General features: G+C 68.2%; 18 protein-coding genes. 8 read left to right on the forward strand and 10 right to left on the reverse strand.

The features are described from left to right. Positions 1-22: 22 nt before the first annotated feature. Positions 23-562: a bifunctional adenosylcobinamide kinase/adenosylcobinamide-phosphate guanylyltransferase gene (gene cobU, locus ABFX45_RS22910; RefSeq protein ID WP_109640574.1), complete on the reverse strand. Its 540-nt coding sequence runs from the start codon at positions 560-562 to the stop codon at positions 23-25. A gap of 17 nt (positions 563-579) precedes the next feature. Here cobU and ABFX45_RS22915 point away from each other — a divergent pair, with 17 nt between their 5' ends. Beyond that, entirely contained in the window at positions 580-780 is a 201-nt protein-coding gene (locus tag ABFX45_RS22915; RefSeq protein WP_109640573.1) for a hypothetical protein, read from the forward strand. Between the two features lie 2 nt (positions 781-782). Here ABFX45_RS22915 and ABFX45_RS22920 read toward each other — a convergent pair whose 3' ends face one another. From ABFX45_RS22920 to ABFX45_RS22930, 3 genes are read right to left on the reverse strand one after another with little or no spacing between them, the layout of a single operon-like run. After that, a complete protein-coding gene (locus ABFX45_RS22920; protein WP_109640572.1) occupies positions 783-1,769 on the reverse strand; it encodes an aldo/keto reductase family protein in 987 nt (328 codons plus the stop codon). A gap of 33 nt (positions 1,770-1,802) precedes the next feature. After that, a complete protein-coding gene (locus tag ABFX45_RS22925) occupies positions 1,803-2,435 on the reverse strand; it encodes a class I SAM-dependent methyltransferase (protein WP_346131894.1) in 633 nt (210 codons plus the stop codon). Beyond that, positions 2,436-3,071: a DUF3043 domain-containing protein gene (locus ABFX45_RS22930; RefSeq protein ID WP_109640570.1), complete on the reverse strand. Its 636-nt coding sequence runs from the start codon at positions 3,069-3,071 to the stop codon at positions 2,436-2,438. A gap of 42 nt (positions 3,072-3,113) precedes the next feature. Between ABFX45_RS22930 and ABFX45_RS22935 the strand changes: the two genes are divergently transcribed. Next, positions 3,114-4,157, forward strand: a complete 1,044-nt coding sequence (locus ABFX45_RS22935; RefSeq protein WP_346131895.1) for a glycerate kinase family protein — start codon at positions 3,114-3,116, stop codon at positions 4,155-4,157. Positions 4,158-4,330: 173 nt separating this feature from the next. Beyond that, positions 4,331-4,699, forward strand: coding sequence for a HesB/IscA family protein (locus ABFX45_RS22940; protein ID WP_109640568.1), 369 nt, complete (start codon positions 4,331-4,333; stop codon positions 4,697-4,699). A 100-nt stretch (positions 4,700-4,799) separates the two neighbouring features. Here ABFX45_RS22940 and ABFX45_RS22945 read toward each other — a convergent pair whose 3' ends face one another. After that, complete coding sequence (locus tag ABFX45_RS22945) at positions 4,800-4,973, reverse strand: hypothetical protein (protein ID WP_170155222.1); 174 nt, start codon at positions 4,971-4,973, stop codon at positions 4,800-4,802. Between the two features lie 159 nt (positions 4,974-5,132). Here ABFX45_RS22945 and ABFX45_RS22950 point away from each other — a divergent pair, with 159 nt between their 5' ends. Together ABFX45_RS22950 and ABFX45_RS22955 are read left to right on the forward strand one after the other, a co-directional pair. Then, complete coding sequence (locus ABFX45_RS22950) at positions 5,133-6,065, forward strand: carbohydrate kinase family protein (RefSeq protein WP_109640670.1); 933 nt, start codon at positions 5,133-5,135, stop codon at positions 6,063-6,065. A gap of 7 nt (positions 6,066-6,072) precedes the next feature. Next, entirely contained in the window at positions 6,073-6,837 is a 765-nt protein-coding gene (locus ABFX45_RS22955; protein ID WP_346131896.1) for a class I SAM-dependent methyltransferase, read from the forward strand. A gap of 33 nt (positions 6,838-6,870) precedes the next feature. Here the strand turns inward: ABFX45_RS22955 and asnB are convergent, their stop codons facing one another. Then, positions 6,871-8,799 carry an asparagine synthase (glutamine-hydrolyzing) gene (gene asnB / locus ABFX45_RS22960; protein ID WP_109640566.1) on the reverse strand — a complete coding sequence of 643 codons (1,929 nt, stop codon included), beginning with the start codon at positions 8,797-8,799 and terminating at the stop codon, positions 6,871-6,873. A 168-nt stretch (positions 8,800-8,967) separates the two neighbouring features. Here asnB and ctaC point away from each other — a divergent pair, with 168 nt between their 5' ends. Next, complete coding sequence (gene ctaC / locus ABFX45_RS22965; protein ID WP_233440114.1) at positions 8,968-9,900, forward strand: aa3-type cytochrome oxidase subunit II; 933 nt, start codon at positions 8,968-8,970, stop codon at positions 9,898-9,900. Positions 9,901-9,915: 15 nt separating this feature from the next. Then, the gene (locus ABFX45_RS22970) at positions 9,916-10,332 is read left to right on the forward strand and encodes a cytochrome c oxidase subunit 4 (RefSeq protein ID WP_346131897.1); all 417 of its coding nucleotides are present in this window, start codon (positions 9,916-9,918) and stop codon (positions 10,330-10,332) included. 290 nt (positions 10,333-10,622) lie between these two features. On the opposite strand, the gene ABFX45_RS22975 is transcribed toward ABFX45_RS22970, so the two are convergent. The 4 genes from ABFX45_RS22975 to ABFX45_RS22990 all read right to left on the reverse strand — a co-directional run bounded on the left by ABFX45_RS22975 (position 10,623) and on the right by ABFX45_RS22990 (position 13,367). Then, entirely contained in the window at positions 10,623-11,306 is a 684-nt protein-coding gene (locus ABFX45_RS22975; protein WP_109640564.1) for a lysophospholipid acyltransferase family protein, read from the reverse strand. A 135-nt stretch (positions 11,307-11,441) separates the two neighbouring features. After that, positions 11,442-12,482 carry an anthranilate phosphoribosyltransferase gene (trpD, locus tag ABFX45_RS22980; RefSeq protein WP_112229198.1) on the reverse strand — a complete coding sequence of 347 codons (1,041 nt, stop codon included), beginning with the start codon at positions 12,480-12,482 and terminating at the stop codon, positions 11,442-11,444. A 7-nt stretch (positions 12,483-12,489) separates the two neighbouring features. Then, positions 12,490-12,900: a hypothetical protein gene (locus ABFX45_RS22985; protein ID WP_346131898.1), complete on the reverse strand. Its 411-nt coding sequence runs from the start codon at positions 12,898-12,900 to the stop codon at positions 12,490-12,492. Between the two features lie 77 nt (positions 12,901-12,977). Then, the gene (locus tag ABFX45_RS22990; protein ID WP_346131899.1) at positions 12,978-13,367 is read right to left on the reverse strand and encodes a hypothetical protein; all 390 of its coding nucleotides are present in this window, start codon (positions 13,365-13,367) and stop codon (positions 12,978-12,980) included. Positions 13,368-13,460: 93 nt separating this feature from the next. On the opposite strand from ABFX45_RS22990, the gene ctaE reads away from it, so the two are divergent. Then, positions 13,461-14,069 carry an aa3-type cytochrome oxidase subunit III gene (gene ctaE / locus ABFX45_RS22995; RefSeq protein WP_109640560.1) on the forward strand — a complete coding sequence of 203 codons (609 nt, stop codon included), beginning with the start codon at positions 13,461-13,463 and terminating at the stop codon, positions 14,067-14,069. Positions 14,070-14,120: the final 51 nt, after the last annotated feature.

Below are 14,120 nucleotides of genomic sequence, written 5' to 3' on the forward strand. Positions count from 1 at the left end.
CTCCTTCATCCCTGTCGTCAGGTCAACGCAATCTCAACGGAATGCCCGCGACGAGCAACACGACCTCGTCGCACACCTCGGCCACGCGCGAGTTGAGCGCACCGAGGTGATCGCGGAAGAGTCTGCCTGAGCGTGTCGACGGGACGACGCCGAGGCCGACCTCCGCCGTCACCAGCACGAGTCGCGTCCGGCACATGGCTGCTGAATGCACCAGTTCGTCCACGTTGCGTTCGACGAAATCGGCGCCGTGCCCTTCCCACGCGTCGGCGTCGTCCAGAACGCCGACCAGCCACGTCGACAGGTCATCGACCAGGATCGGGGGGTCTTCGTACTGCGTCGCGGTGAGCAGTGCGGGCAGATCGGCGGGCGCGGGCGCCTCGACCGTGTGCCACGTGGACGGTCGACGGGCGACGTGCAACGCGATGCGCGCGTCCCAGTCCGGGTCGCCGGGGTATCTGCGCGCGGTTGCGACGTAAGTCACCGCCGCGTCGGTGAGCAGGCCTTCCGCGTGCGCTGACTTGCCTGAACGCGCTCCGCCGAGCACGAGCGTCCGAGATGACAAGAGTTAGCCTTCGTCTCATGGAGTTCCGCTGGCGCTACCAGGATGCACAAGGCCGCGACGTCGCGGGCCCCGATGTGGCGTTCGCCGACCAGACGGAGGCGGAGGAGTGGTTCAGCGCCGAGTGGCGTGACCTGCTCGACGCCGGGGTCGAGCAGGTCACGCTGCTGCGCTCGGAATCCGAGGTGTACGGCCCGATGAGCCTCCACCCGGCCCAGTAGCTCTAGCCCTGAGCGGTGAGCCTCGGGTCGTCGGTGATGACGCCTTCGAGGACGTTGTCGATCCGCTTGAGCACGTCGTCGTCCAGCGTGATGTCGATGGCCTTGACGTTCTCGTAGACCTGCTCCGGACGCGACGCGCCGATGATCGCGGACGCGACGTTCGGGTTCCGCAGCACCCACGCCACCGCGAGCTGCGCCATGGTGACGCCGGCTTCCTCGGCGATCGGCCTGAGCTGCTGCACGGCGTTCAGCACGTCGTCGCGCATCCAGCGGGAGATCATCTGCGAACCACGCGCGTCGGCCAGCCGCGAGCCCTCCGGCACCTCGGCGCCCGGCAGGTACTTGCCGGTCAGGATGCCCTGTGCGACGGGGGAGAAGACGATCTGGCTGAGGCCCTCGCGCTCGCACGTCGGGATGACCTGCGGCTCGATGACGCGCCACAGCATCGAGTACTGCGGCTGGTGCGACACGAACGGCACCTGCAGCTCACGGGCCAGCGCGGCACCGCGGGTGATCTGCTCGGCGGTCCACTCGGAGACACCGACGTAGAGGACCTTGCCCTGGCGGACGAGGTCGGCGAACGCCAGCATCGTCTCCTCGAGCGGCACGGTGTAGTCGAACCGGTGGGCCTGGTACAGGTCGACGTAGTCGGTCTGCAGGCGCTTCAGCGACGCGTTGGCCGACTCCATGATGTGCTTGCGGCCGAGCCCGCGGTCGTTGGGGCCACCGGGACCGGTCGGCCAGTAGACCTTGGTCAGGATCTCCAGCGACTCGCGCCGCTCGCCCTTGAGCGCCCGGCCGAGCACCGACTCCGCGGCCGTGTTGGCGTAGACGTCCGCGGTGTCGAAGGTCGTGATGCCCGACTCGAGTGCCGCCTTCACGCAGGCGTGGGCCTGCTCTTCCTCGACCTGGGAACCGTGGGTGAGCCAGTTCCCGTACGAGATCTCACTGATGTTCAGGCCGCTGCGGCCGAGTCGACGGAACTTCATACATCGGAGCTTAAACCGAAATCGTTCGTGCTGCTAATGAAATTCCGGTGCTCGCCAGACCAGTGAGTACCGCCAGAACACGTGCCTGCGGATGCGCGCGTCAGGCGTGATCTCCGCAGCCGCCGCGCGGATCTCCCGCAACGTCGGAGCTGTCATCACCACCTGCATCTCCGGGTCGTGCGGTTTGCCACCGGTGCCGTTGACTGCCTTCGCCAGTCCGACGATCGCGTTCGCGGGCAACGTCACGAGTTCCATGGCCCGGTCCGCCCGTGTCGCCGTCATGTACAGCCCGATGACGACGAGCAGCCCGCCCGGCTTCGTCAGCTCGGCGAGCCTGGTGAGGCCTTCGCGCAACGGGAGGTGGTGCAGGCTCGCCTCGGCCGTGACGACGTCGTAGCGCCCGAGGTCGTGGGTGAGCACGTCACCGTGGATCCACCGGACGCGTTCGCTGGTCGCGCTCGCCCGCTCGATCATGCGCGCGCTGGCGTCGATCGCGGTGACCTCGTCGGCTCTCAGCGACCGCGCCAGGTGGCCCAGCCCGCAGCCCACGTCGAGCGCCGAACCGGCCCGAGACGGCAACTGCCGGAGCAGCCAGCGGCGGTACCACGCGTTGTGGTCCCACCGCAGCCGCTCCGGCAGCTGAAGCGTGCGTTGCTTCTCGCGCACCTACTTGATGGCCTCGCCGGGCTTCACCCGCGGCTTCGGGACGCGCAGGCGACGCAGCTGGCTCGCGCGGATGAACGAGTACCAGCCGATGGAGATGCCCTTGATCGGCTCGTTCGGGTACTTCGCCCGCACCCGCCGCGTGACGATCCGGCCGAGGACGAGACCCTCGATGATCATCGCGATCAGCATGAACGTCGTGGCGAGCGTCGCGTACCGCTGCACGGCGAGCGACGGCGTCAGCAGCGCCACGAACACCAGGATCGCGAGCGGCATGAACAGGCCCATGAGGTTGCGGCGCGAGTCGACCAGGTCGCGGATGTACGCCTTCACCGGGCCGCGGTCGCGCGGCAGCAGGTACTTGTCCTCGCCCGCCAACATGCGCTGACGATTCTCGCGGGCCGCGGCACGACGCTCTTCCTTGCTGGCCTTGTTGCCGCGCATGCGCTTGAACGCCTCGCGCTGCGTGCGGGGAGGCGGCGGAACGGGACCGCTGCGCCGGCCCTGCGCCTCACGCCGCTTCGGCGTCGGCCTGCCCTTGCCCGAGCTGTGCGCCTTGTCGAGCGGCTCGGCGAGTTCAGCTCCCGACTCGGGAGCCTCGGCGGTGGTGTCGGCGGAGTTGCGGCGCAGGAACCTCACAGCACAAGGGTAGGACAATGGCTCTTCTGTACCTTTCGCGAGGTGCGCGTACTCATCGCTCCGGACTGCTTCGGCGGCACCCTGACCGCCCGCGAGGCCGCCGACGCCATCGCCACCGGCTGGCGCGAGGCCAAACCCGACGACGTCATCGTCGAACGCCCGCTGGCCGACGGAGGCCCCGGATTCGTCGACGTTCTCCATGCCGCGCTGGGCGGCGATATCCGATGTATCACCGTCACGGGCCCGCTCGGCAAGCCTGTCGAAGCACGCTGGCTCACCGTGTCCGCAGCCGGTGTGCGTACCGCGTACATCGAGTCCGCCGAGGCGTGCGGCCTGCACCTCATCCAGGCTGAGCTCCGCCCGGAATCCTGCGAGACGGCGACAACGCGAGGCGTCGGCGAGCTCATCGCGGCAGCCGTGGCCGACAACGATGTCATCACGGTCGGACTCGGCGGCTCCGGCACGACCGACGGCGGCGCCGGAATGCTGGCCGCTCTGTCCGACACCGGCATCGACCTGACTGATATATCGCTCGTCGCCGCGTCCGACGTCGAGAACGCGCTCCTCGGCCCACACGGCGCCGCCCGCACGTTCGGTCCGCAGAAGGGCGCCTCGCCGGAGGCCGTGGAACGCCTCGAAGCCAAGCTCGCCGCGATGGACGTCCTCAAACCCGTATCCGATGTACCGGGTGCCGGTGCGGCAGGCGGCCTCGGCGCCGCCCTGCTTTCCCTCGGCGCGACGGTGAAGTCCGGCGCGGGCCTGGTCCGCGAGCTCAGCGGCCTCGACGCCGCACTCGACGACGCCGACGTCGTCATCACCGGCGAAGGCAGCTTCGACTGGCAGTCGCTTCGCGGCAAGCTCATCACCGCCGTCGCCGGGGGCGCCGCCGAACGCGGTGTTCCGTGCATCGCCATCGCGGGCCAGGTGAGCGTCGGCCGCCGCGAGATGGGCGCCGCCGGCGTCCAGGAGGCCTACTCGGTGTCCGACCACGTCGGCTCTGTGCAAAAGTCGATTGCGGACGCCCGCAAAAGTGTCATTGCAACGGCCCAGCACGTGGCCCGGCAGTGGTCGCGTCAGGGGCGTTGAGAGGGTTTCGAGCGCGGATTCGGGGGCAACTGATATATCGGTTGGCCCGTCCGGGGGTGGCCCACGTGACGTTCGACAAGGGTGCGCGCTGTGGGACCATGGAAGTGGAACAAAGCGGGAGACGCCCGTGTTGTTGAGGGGCGAACCGCCCGCAAGGACCTCTTAGGAGTGCCATGACGACCGCTCAGGATGCCGCTTCGACCTCCGAGGCGCCCACCCACGGCGTGACGCTGACCGATGCCGCCTCCGTCAAGGCCAAGGCGCTGCTCGACCAGGAGGGCCGCGACGACATGCACCTGCGCATCGCCGTCCAGCCCGGTGGCTGCGCGGGTCTGCGGTACCAGCTGTTCTTCGACGAGCGCACGCTCGACGGTGACGCGTTCCGCGACTTCAACGGCATGAAGGTCGCCGTTGACCGCATGAGCGCCCCGTACGTCGAAGGCGCTGTCATCGACTTCGTGGACACGATCGAGAAGCAGGGCTTCACGATCGACAACCCGAACGCCGGCGGGTCGTGCGCCTGCGGCGACTCGTTCCACTAAGGCGAACAACGCGCGAGGCCGCGTTCCCGCACCGACGGGAACGCGGCCTCGCGTTGTGCTGAACGGAAGTTTTCGGCAGGAATCCGACCGGCCCTGGACGTCAGGCGCCGTACTCGGTCAGGCCTTCGACCTGGCGGGTGCACTGGTCGTCGACCTGCCAGGGCGCGGCCGCGCGCGGGGCGGGCAGGGGGTGCTCGGGGTGGGTCAGAGCGAAGGGGAGCTGCGCGCAGTCGTCGATCAGCTCACTCATCGTGGTCGCCTCGGGGATCGTCACGCTCCGACCGTATGTCGGCGGTCTGACCTGCGATAGCCCTACCAAACGGTAGTCTTCACAGCTGCACTCGTCCGGGTGAGTTGTCACCTAGCGCAACAAGGGAATGGGAGAGCCGACGTGCCGGTAGCCGTGTGCGGCAGCATCGCGACCGACCATCTGATGCACTTTCCGGGTCGATTCGCGGACCAGCTGGTCGCGGAGCGTCTCGACCGTGTGTCACTGAGCTTCCTGGTCGACGACCTCGTAGTCCGCCGCGGTGGCATCGGCGCGAACATCGCGTTCGGCCTCGGTGTCCTCGGGGTTCGCCCCGTGCTCGTCGGTGCCGTCGGCAAGGACTTCGAGGACTACCGCTCGTGGCTCGAGCGGCACGGCGTCGACACGTCCGGGGTGTACGTGTCCGAGGTCGCGCACACCGCGCGGTTCGTCTGCACGACGGACGACGACATGTGCCAGATCGCCTCCTTCTACGCCGGCGCGATGGCCGAGGCGCGCAACATCGAGCTGGCGCCGATCGCCAACCGCGTCGAGGACCTCCAGCTCGTCGTCATCAGCCCCGACGACCCCGCCGCCATGCTCCGGCACGCCGAGGAGTGCCGTCAGCGCGGCTTCCGGTTCGCCGTCGACCCGTCGCAGCAGCTCGCCCGCATGGACGGCGACCAGGCGCGCGCGTTCATCGAGGGTGCCGAGTACCTGTTCAGCAACGACTACGAGTGGGAACTGCTGCTGCAGAAGACCGGCTGGACGGAGGCCGACGTCCTCGCCCGTGTCGGCAAGCGCATCACCACGCTCGGTGCCAAGGGTGTCGAGATCGTCGACGCCCAGGGTTTCTCGCTGCACGTCCCCGCGGTTCCCGAGGTCGCGAAGACCGACCCGACCGGTGTCGGCGACGGCTTCCGCGCGGGCTTCCTGGCCGGTATGACCTCTGGCCTGAGCATCGAGCGCGCGGCTCAGCTCGGTTCGCTGATCGCCGTCGAGGTGCTCGAAACCGTGGGCACGCAGGAGTGGGTGCTGGAGCGCGAGGCCGCGCTCGCCCGCATTCGTGGCGCATTTGGTGACGAAGCTGCTGAGGAGATCGCTCCGGTCCTGCCATGATCGGACAATGGGGACGTACCTGTTCGGCAACTCCGGTGAGTTGCTCGATCCGCAGTTCGACGCGCTGAGCTCCCTGCTCGACGCGGGCACGTTCGCCCGCGTCGAGCGGCTCGGCATCACAGACGGCTGGCGCTGCCTGGAGGTCGGTGGCGGCGGGGGATCGGTGGCGAACTGGCTCGCCGACGTCGTCGCTCCGTCCGGGCACGTGACGGTCACCGACCTCGACGTCTCACGGCTCGAGGAACGCGACAACGTCACGGTCCTGGAGCACGACGTAGTATCCAACATATTGCCTGGCAACGCGTTCGACCTGGTCCACGCCCGTCTGGTGCTCTTCCACCTCCCCGCCCGCGACGCCGTCCTGCGCAAGCTGCGCGACTCGCTGCGTCCCGGCGGCTGGCTCGTGCTCGACGAGTTCGACTGCCTCCCGCTCGAAGTGCTGAAGGCCGCCCCCGACGACGCGAAGCTGATCATGCGGGTGAAGAACGCCCTGCTGACGCTGCTCGAACAGGCAGGCGCGGAACTGGCGTGGGGTGCGCGCATCGAACGGGCGTTGCTCGACACCGGACTGCACGACGTCAGCGGCTCCCGCGAGGTGCAGGAGTGGGAAGGCGGCTCACCGGGCTGCCGCCTGCTCGCCACCTCCGCGCGTCAGGTGCGCGCGAAGCTGCCGCTGTCCGACGACGAGTTCGATCGCTACCTGGAGCTGATGGCGTCGCCCGAGACGGTGGTCAGCTCGTACGCGATCTGCAGTGCGCAAGGCCGCAGGTGAACGAAAGGGCCCCTCAGGAGAGGGGCCCCAACGTCAGAGCTTGACCGGGTAGTGCGGTTCCGGCACCTCGGGCTTGATGCGGCCCTCGACGAAGATGCCGTGCCAGATCATGAACACCAGCAGCGCCCAGATGCGGCGGCTGTGGTCGATGATCCCCGAGCGGTGCTCCTCGATCAGGCGCAGCACCGCGTGCTTGTCGAGGTACTGGTCGGTCTGCGACGAGCGCACGATGTCGACCGCCCAGTCGTGCATCTCGTCCTTGAGCCAGTGCCGGATCGGCACCGGGAAGCCGAGCTTGCGGCGGTTCAGCACGTGCGCCGGCACGATGTCGCGGATCGCCTTGCGCAGCGCGAACTTCGTGGTGTCCTTCGTGATCTTCAGCTCGCTCGGGATCTGCGAGGCGATCTTGAAGACCTCGGGGTCCAGGAACGGGACCCGCAGCTCCAGCGAGTTGGCCATGGTCATCTTGTCGGCCTTGACCAGGATGTCGCCGCGCAGCCACGTGAACAGGTCGACGTGCTGCATGCGCGTGACCGGGTCCCAGTTGCGCGACTCGCGGTACGGCTGGGCCGTGACGTTCATGTGCGAGACGTTCGGGTCGTACGTGCGCAGCACCTCGCGCAGCTGCGGGTCGAGGAAGATGCGCGCGTTGCCGTAGTAGCGCTCCTCCAGCGAGAGCGCGCCACGACGCAGCAGGTCCTTGCCGCGCACACCATGCGGGATCTTCGTCGAGACCTTGCCCATCGCCTTGCGCAGCGCGCCCGGCACCTTCTCGAACGCCGCCAGCGACAGCGGCTCGCGGTAGATCGTGTACCCGCCGAAGAGCTCGTCCGCGCCCTCACCGGACAGGACGACCTTCACGTGCTGGCGCGCCTCGCGGGCGATGAACCACAGCGGCACGAGCGCCGGGTCGGCCACCGGGTCGTCCAGGTACCAGGTGATCAGCGGCAGGGAGTCCATCATCTCCTGCGGGCTGACCGTGCGGACGACGTGCTTCACGCCGATCAGCGCCGCCGACTCCGCGGCCACGTCGACCTCGGAGAAGCCCTGGCGCTCGAAGCCCGTGGTGAACGTGATCAGGTCCGGGTTGTGCTCCTTGGCCAGCGCCGCGACCACCGTCGAGTCGATGCCGCCGGACAAGAACGAGCCGACCGTCACGTCCGCGCGCATGTGCTTGGCGACCGAGTCGCGCAGCGCCGCCGTGATCTCGTCGTACAGCGCGTCCGCCTCCGCCTCGCTGCGGACCGTGCGCACCCGGAAGTTCGCGGGGAAGTAGCGCTCGAACACGGGCGCCTCGCCCGGCACCAGCGTGAACGAGTGGCCGGACTCGACGCGGAAGATCTGGTCGTGCAGCGAGGAGGGCTCGGGCACGTACTGCAGCGTGAGGTAGTGCTGCAGGCCCTTGACGTTCATCTTCGGCTCGATGCCGAGCGTGGGGGCGATCTCCAGCAGGATCTTCTTCTCGCTGGAGAACGCGACGCCGGTGCTGCCCTGCGCGTAGTACAGCGGCTTGATGCCGAACGGGTCGCGGCCGCCGAACACGATCTTGCGCTCGGCGTCCCAGATCATGAAGGCGAACATGCCGCGCAGCTTCGTGATCGCCGCAGGGCCGAAGTAGTGGTACGCGGCGACGATCGTCTCGGTGTCGCCGTCGGTGTGGAAGACCGCGCCGTACTTCTCGGTGAGCTCGGCGCGCAGTTCCAGGTAGTTGTAGATCTCGCCGTTGAAGTTGATCGTGTACCGGCTCGGCGCCTCCGGAGGGCCCCAGGTCAGGGGCTGGTGGGAGTGCTCGATGTCGATGATGGCGAGGCGGTTGAAGCCGAACACGACCTCGTCGACCCGCCGGGTGCCGCTCTCGTCCGGCCCGCGGTGGCGCATGCAGCGCAGCGCGGCCTCCACAGCCGGGCGGGCGGATTCGGCCTCGTTCTCGCTAGGGCATACCAGTCCTGCCAGGCCGCACAAGGCTCTCGCACCTCTCAGAAATACGACGGGGAAGGCTTCAGTATGCCGAAGCTGCTCTGTGTGACAGAAACTGCACCGCAAGGGCGGTGCCCCCAAGGGGTGAGCGCGGTTGCGCTGGGCTACGCTCCCGCTTGATCCGTTGGCATGGAACGAGGAGGCGGGCGAGCAGTGGGCCTGAAGGAGGGCACCAGGGCATCCCGGCTGGCGAAGACCGCCGGGCTGGTCGGCCTGGTCGGTATCGGGGCCACCGGTTGCTCCACGGACGAGGTGCTGCGCTTCGGCTGGCCAGTGGCCGTCACGCCGCAGGCCGAGAAGATGCGCGAGCTCTGGACCTGGTCCGTGATCGCCGCGCTCGTCGTCGGCGTCATCGTGTGGGGCCTGATCCTGTGGTCGGTGGTGTTCCACCGCAAGAAGTCGGAGGAACTGCCGCGTCAGACGGCGTACAACCTTCCGCTGGAGATCGTGCTCATCGTCGTGCCGACGGTGATCGTGGCGGTGTTGTTCTACTTCACCGCCGTCACGCAGAACTACGTCACGGACAAGTCGGGCAAGCCCGACGTGAACGTCGACGTGATCGCGTTCCAGTGGAACTGGGAGTTCCAGTACCCGGACCACAAGACCGAAGCGGGCAACGTCGTCAGCACGGTCGGCACGTCGGGTGAGATCCCGATCATGGTGCTGCCGGCTCACAAGCGCATCCAGTTCACGCTGCGCTCGACCGACGTCATCCACTCGTTCTTCGTACCGGAGTTCCACTTCAAGCGGGACGTCTTCCCGAAGCCGGAGAAGAACAACCAGGACAACGTCTTCCAGATCGACCAGATCGACCGTCCCGGTGCGTTCGTCGGCCGTTGCGCCGAGCTGTGCGGCTCCTACCACGCGGTGATGAACTTCGAGGTCCGTGCCCTGAACGAGGCCGACTTCGACAAGTACATCGAGCTCCGCAAGGAGATCAACACCAAGACGGGCAAGCCGTACACCACGGCCGAGGCGCTCGCTCAGGTGAACTGCGGTGAGCTGTGCGCGCCGCTGGCCACCACGACCACCCCGTTCAACACCGACCGGACGGCCCGTGAGGCCTCCGGCGCGGGTCAGAAGTAGGGACACGCCCCCGCGATGAAGATCGAAGCTCGCGTATTCGACCTGGTGATGGCCTTCTCGTTCCTGATGGCCGTCGTCTACGGCTACTGGACGCACGCGGCGACCGGCCACGTCGAGCCCACCGGCACGGTGGCGCTCGCGCTGACCGGTGGCCTGGCCCTCATCACCGGCACCTACTTCCGGTTCGTGGCCCGTCGCATCGAGGTGCGGCCGGAGGACAACCCCGACGCCGAGGTTTCCGACGGTGCCGGTGAGCTGGGCTTCTTCAGCCCCGGCTCGTACTGGCCGGTCGGTCTCGCGGCCGCGGCGGCGACCGCCGGTGTCGCGGTGGCGTTCTGGCACGTGTGGCTGCTGGTGATCGCCATCGTCATGGTGCTGATCATGGTCGGCGGCCTGGTGTTCGAGTACCACACCGGTCCCGACCACGACTGATATCCGATATATCGGATATAGCTCGCGCTGAGGCCCTCTCCGTCACGGAGGGGGCCTCAGTCGTTTGCACCGGAATTTCGCAGGCCCATATCCGTCATGTGATACATCGCATACTGGATATCGGCCGCGCCGAGCGACGGCTCCGATATCCGATATGCGGTATATCGGACCTGTAGCCGATACCGAGCCGGTATCCGATATATCGCATGATGCGCAAAGGGCCCTCCCCGCCGTTGGTGGCAGGAAGGGCCCTTCTCGGGTCCTGAGGCGCTCCAGAACGAGCGCGGCGCCTACGCGGCGGCGGTGACCTTCTCCGGGGTCTTCTGGTACGCGTCGACGTACTCCTGGCCGCTCAGGTCCAGGATGCGGTAGATGATCTCGTCGGTGACGCTGCGCAGCACCGGCAGCGACTCCTGCATGCCGTCGTAGCGGCTGAAGTCGAGCGGCTCACCGAAGCGAACCGTCACGGGGACGATCTTCGGGAACTTGCTGCCCACCGGCTGCACCTTGTCCGTGCCGATGATGCCGACCGGCACGACCGGGGCACCGGACTCGAGCGCCATGCGGGCCACCCCCGTGCGGCCGCGGTGCAGCTTGCCGTCGAGCGAGCGGGTGCCCTCCGGGTAGATCGCGAAGGCCTCGCCGCGCCCGAGGATCTCGGCGGCGGTGTCGAGCGCGGCGCGCGCGTCACGGCCCTTGCCGCGGTGCACCGGCACGTGCCCGAGCGACGAGAAGAACCAGCGGGACAGCGAACCCTTCACCCCGGTGCCGGTGAAGTACTCCGCCTTCGCGAGGAACGACACGCGCCGCGGCACCACCATGGGGATCACGACGCTGTCGATGAAGCTGAGGTGGTTCGCCGCCAGGATGACGGGGCCGTCGGTGGGGATGTTCTCCAGACCGTCCACCACCGGGCGGTAGACAAGACGGGCTGCGCGCGCGACGACATGCTTCATCACCGGGTAGAGGACCATGCCTCCAGCATTCCAGGTGGCGGTTGCCGCGGCGTTACCACGTGGTGCGCATCTCCGGGTCATCACTCGCTCGGACTACGCCTGTACAGCGGTCGTGCGAGCACGGTCACGCGCCGGCGACGACGCGTGACCGAGCTACCCCTTGAGGGACGTTGAAAGCTCCACCCAGCGGCTCAGGAGCGTTGCCGCCGCACCCGAGTCGATGGCGTCGGCCGCGCGGCCCAGCGAGGCCGTCAGGTCGGCGTGCAGGTCGTCGGAGAACCCGCCGTGCGCCGCGATGGCACCGGCGGCGTTCACGAGCACCGCGTCCCGCACCGAGCCGGTCTTGCCGGCCACCAGGTCGCGGACCACCTGGGCGTTGACGGACGCGTCGCCGCCCTTCAGGTCCTCCTCGCGCGCGGGCTTCACCCCGAGCACGGCCGGGTCGATCGTCTCCGTGCGCACTACCCCGTCCTGGGCGAGCCAGGCCGACGTCGTCGTGGTCGTCGTGATCTCGTCGAGGCCGTCGTCGCCCCGCACCACCAGCGCGGTGTTGCGGCGGCGGGCGAAGACCCCGGCGATCAGCGGCGCCGCGGCGGCCCGCGCGCAGCCGATGAGGCCGACGGTGGGCTGGGCCGGGTTCGTCAGCGGGCCGAGCAGGTTGAACGACGTCGGGATGCCGATCTCACGGCGCACCGGGCCCGCGTGCCGGAAGCCGGGGTGGAACACCGGCGCGAAGCAGAAACCGATGCCCAGCTCCCGCACCGTCGCCTGCACGCCCTCCGGAGGCAGGTCGATCGCGACGCCCAGTGCCTCCAGCACGTCCGCCGTTCCGCACTGGGACGACGCCGCCCGGTTGCCGTGCTTCACCACGGGCACGCCCGCGGCGGCCGTGACGATCGCGGCCATCGTCGAAATGTTCACCGAACCGGAATGATCGCCACCGGTGCCGACGATGTCCGCCGCCCGCACGTCCACGGTGAAGCGGCGCGCGTGGTTCAGCATCATGGTCGCGAGGCCGTCGATCTCCTCCGGCGTCTCGCCCTTGGCGCGCAACGCGACGACGAACGCCGCGATCTGCGCCGCGGTCGCCTCGCCGGACATCACCTGGTCCATTCCCCAGGCGGTGTCGTCGGCGGTCAGGTCGACGCCGTCGAGCAGTCTGTTGAGCAGCGAGGGCCAGGTGCGCTGGCTCATGGCCGGATCAGCCCTTGACGACGGGAACAGCCGAACCCCGCAGCACCTCGGCCACGGTCTCGGCGGCGGCCAGCGGGTCCAGCGGGTGCACGAGCACCGCGTCCGCCTCCGACCAGGTCGCGAGCCAGCGGTCGTCCTTGCGGCGCACCGCGACGACGATCGGCGGGCAGTTCGTGATCTCGTTCTTGAGCTGGCGCGACAGGCCCATGCCGCCGGTCGGCTGCGCCTCGCCGTCGAGGATCAGCAGGTCCACGGAGCCGTTGTCGACCTCGTAGAGGACGTCGGAGATCGCACTGGCCTCGATGTAGTCGACGCGCGACAGGTCGGGCGCGGGACGGCGGCCGACGGCAGTGATGATCGTCTCACGCACCTCGGGCCGGTGGCTGAACACCAGGATCTTCGTGGTCTGCGTGCTCATCTCACGATCCTCCGCTGCGACTGCTGACTGCGGTCCCCAGAAGTATCCGCAGAAACGTGACCAAGGTCGCCGCGATGCTATCGGGCGGGCTGCAGCGCGTCCCACCCCAGGGCTTCACCGCCGAGCCGTTGCGCCAGCGACGCCATCCGCGATCGCTCCTGAGCGCAGTGCAGAGCGTCGAGCTTCTGCACCCGGCTGATATGCGATATATCACCTGCGACCAGCACCCAGCCGTCCGGCGTGAGCAGCTCGCGCGCACGTTCGACCTGGTCAGCGGGGATGCGGACGTGATGTCGCAGCACGGCGAGCTCGTCCGCGCGCCACTGCGGGGAACGGGCCAGAGCGGCCGAGCCGGCCTCCGCGATGTCGAACGCCTCGACGACCACGACGAGCGCCGGGTCGTCGATCGACAACGCCGGTTCGTCCTGTCGTCGCAGCCAGTCGCGCAATCGGCCCAGCAAGCCCATCCGTTGATCTCCTCGCGATCACCGGCTGTGTGACCCAGCCGACCCATGATCCGCCCAGGACCCGATGGGCGGACGGAAATAGCGCAAGCAATAATGCTGCCCGTGACCACGGCAGCGCCTTCAATCGGCCAGCGCGTGCACTCGCTGAACCGCCCGAACATGGTCAGCGTCGGCACGATCGTCTGGCTGTCCAGCGAGCTCATGTTCTTCGCTGGCCTCTTCGCCATGTTCTTCACGGTGAAGGCCCAGAACGAGGGACCTTGGCCTCCGCCCCCCACGCACCTCAACATCCCCTACGCGTCGGTCTTCACGATCATCCTGGTCGCGTCGTCCTTCACGTGCCAGTGGGGAGTGTTCGCGGCTGAGCGCGGTGACGTCTTCGGTCTGCGTCGCTGGTACATCGTGACGCTCATCATGGGCGCGATCTTCGTGGGCGGTCAGGCAGGTGAGTACGTCCAGCTGATCCACGAGGGCACGACCATCCCGTCGTCGGCCTACGGAACGGTCTTCTACCTGACGACCGGCTTCCACGGCCTGCACGTCATCGGTGGTCTGATCGCCTTCGTCTACCTGTTGATCCGGACGAAGCTCAGCAAGTTCACTCCGGCACAGGCCACCTCCGCGATCGTCGTGTCGTACTACTGGCACTTCGTCGACGTCGTGTGGATCGGGCTGTTCGCCATCATCTACATCGTGCCCTGACCTGATCCCCAGCCACGAGCTCCCGAACTGACAGCAAGGGTTGCCGCACAC

The organism is Lentzea roselyniae (assembly GCF_039537795.1).
In the GTDB taxonomy this organism is placed as follows: Bacteria; Actinomycetota; Actinomycetes; order Mycobacteriales; family Pseudonocardiaceae; genus Lentzea; species Lentzea atacamensis.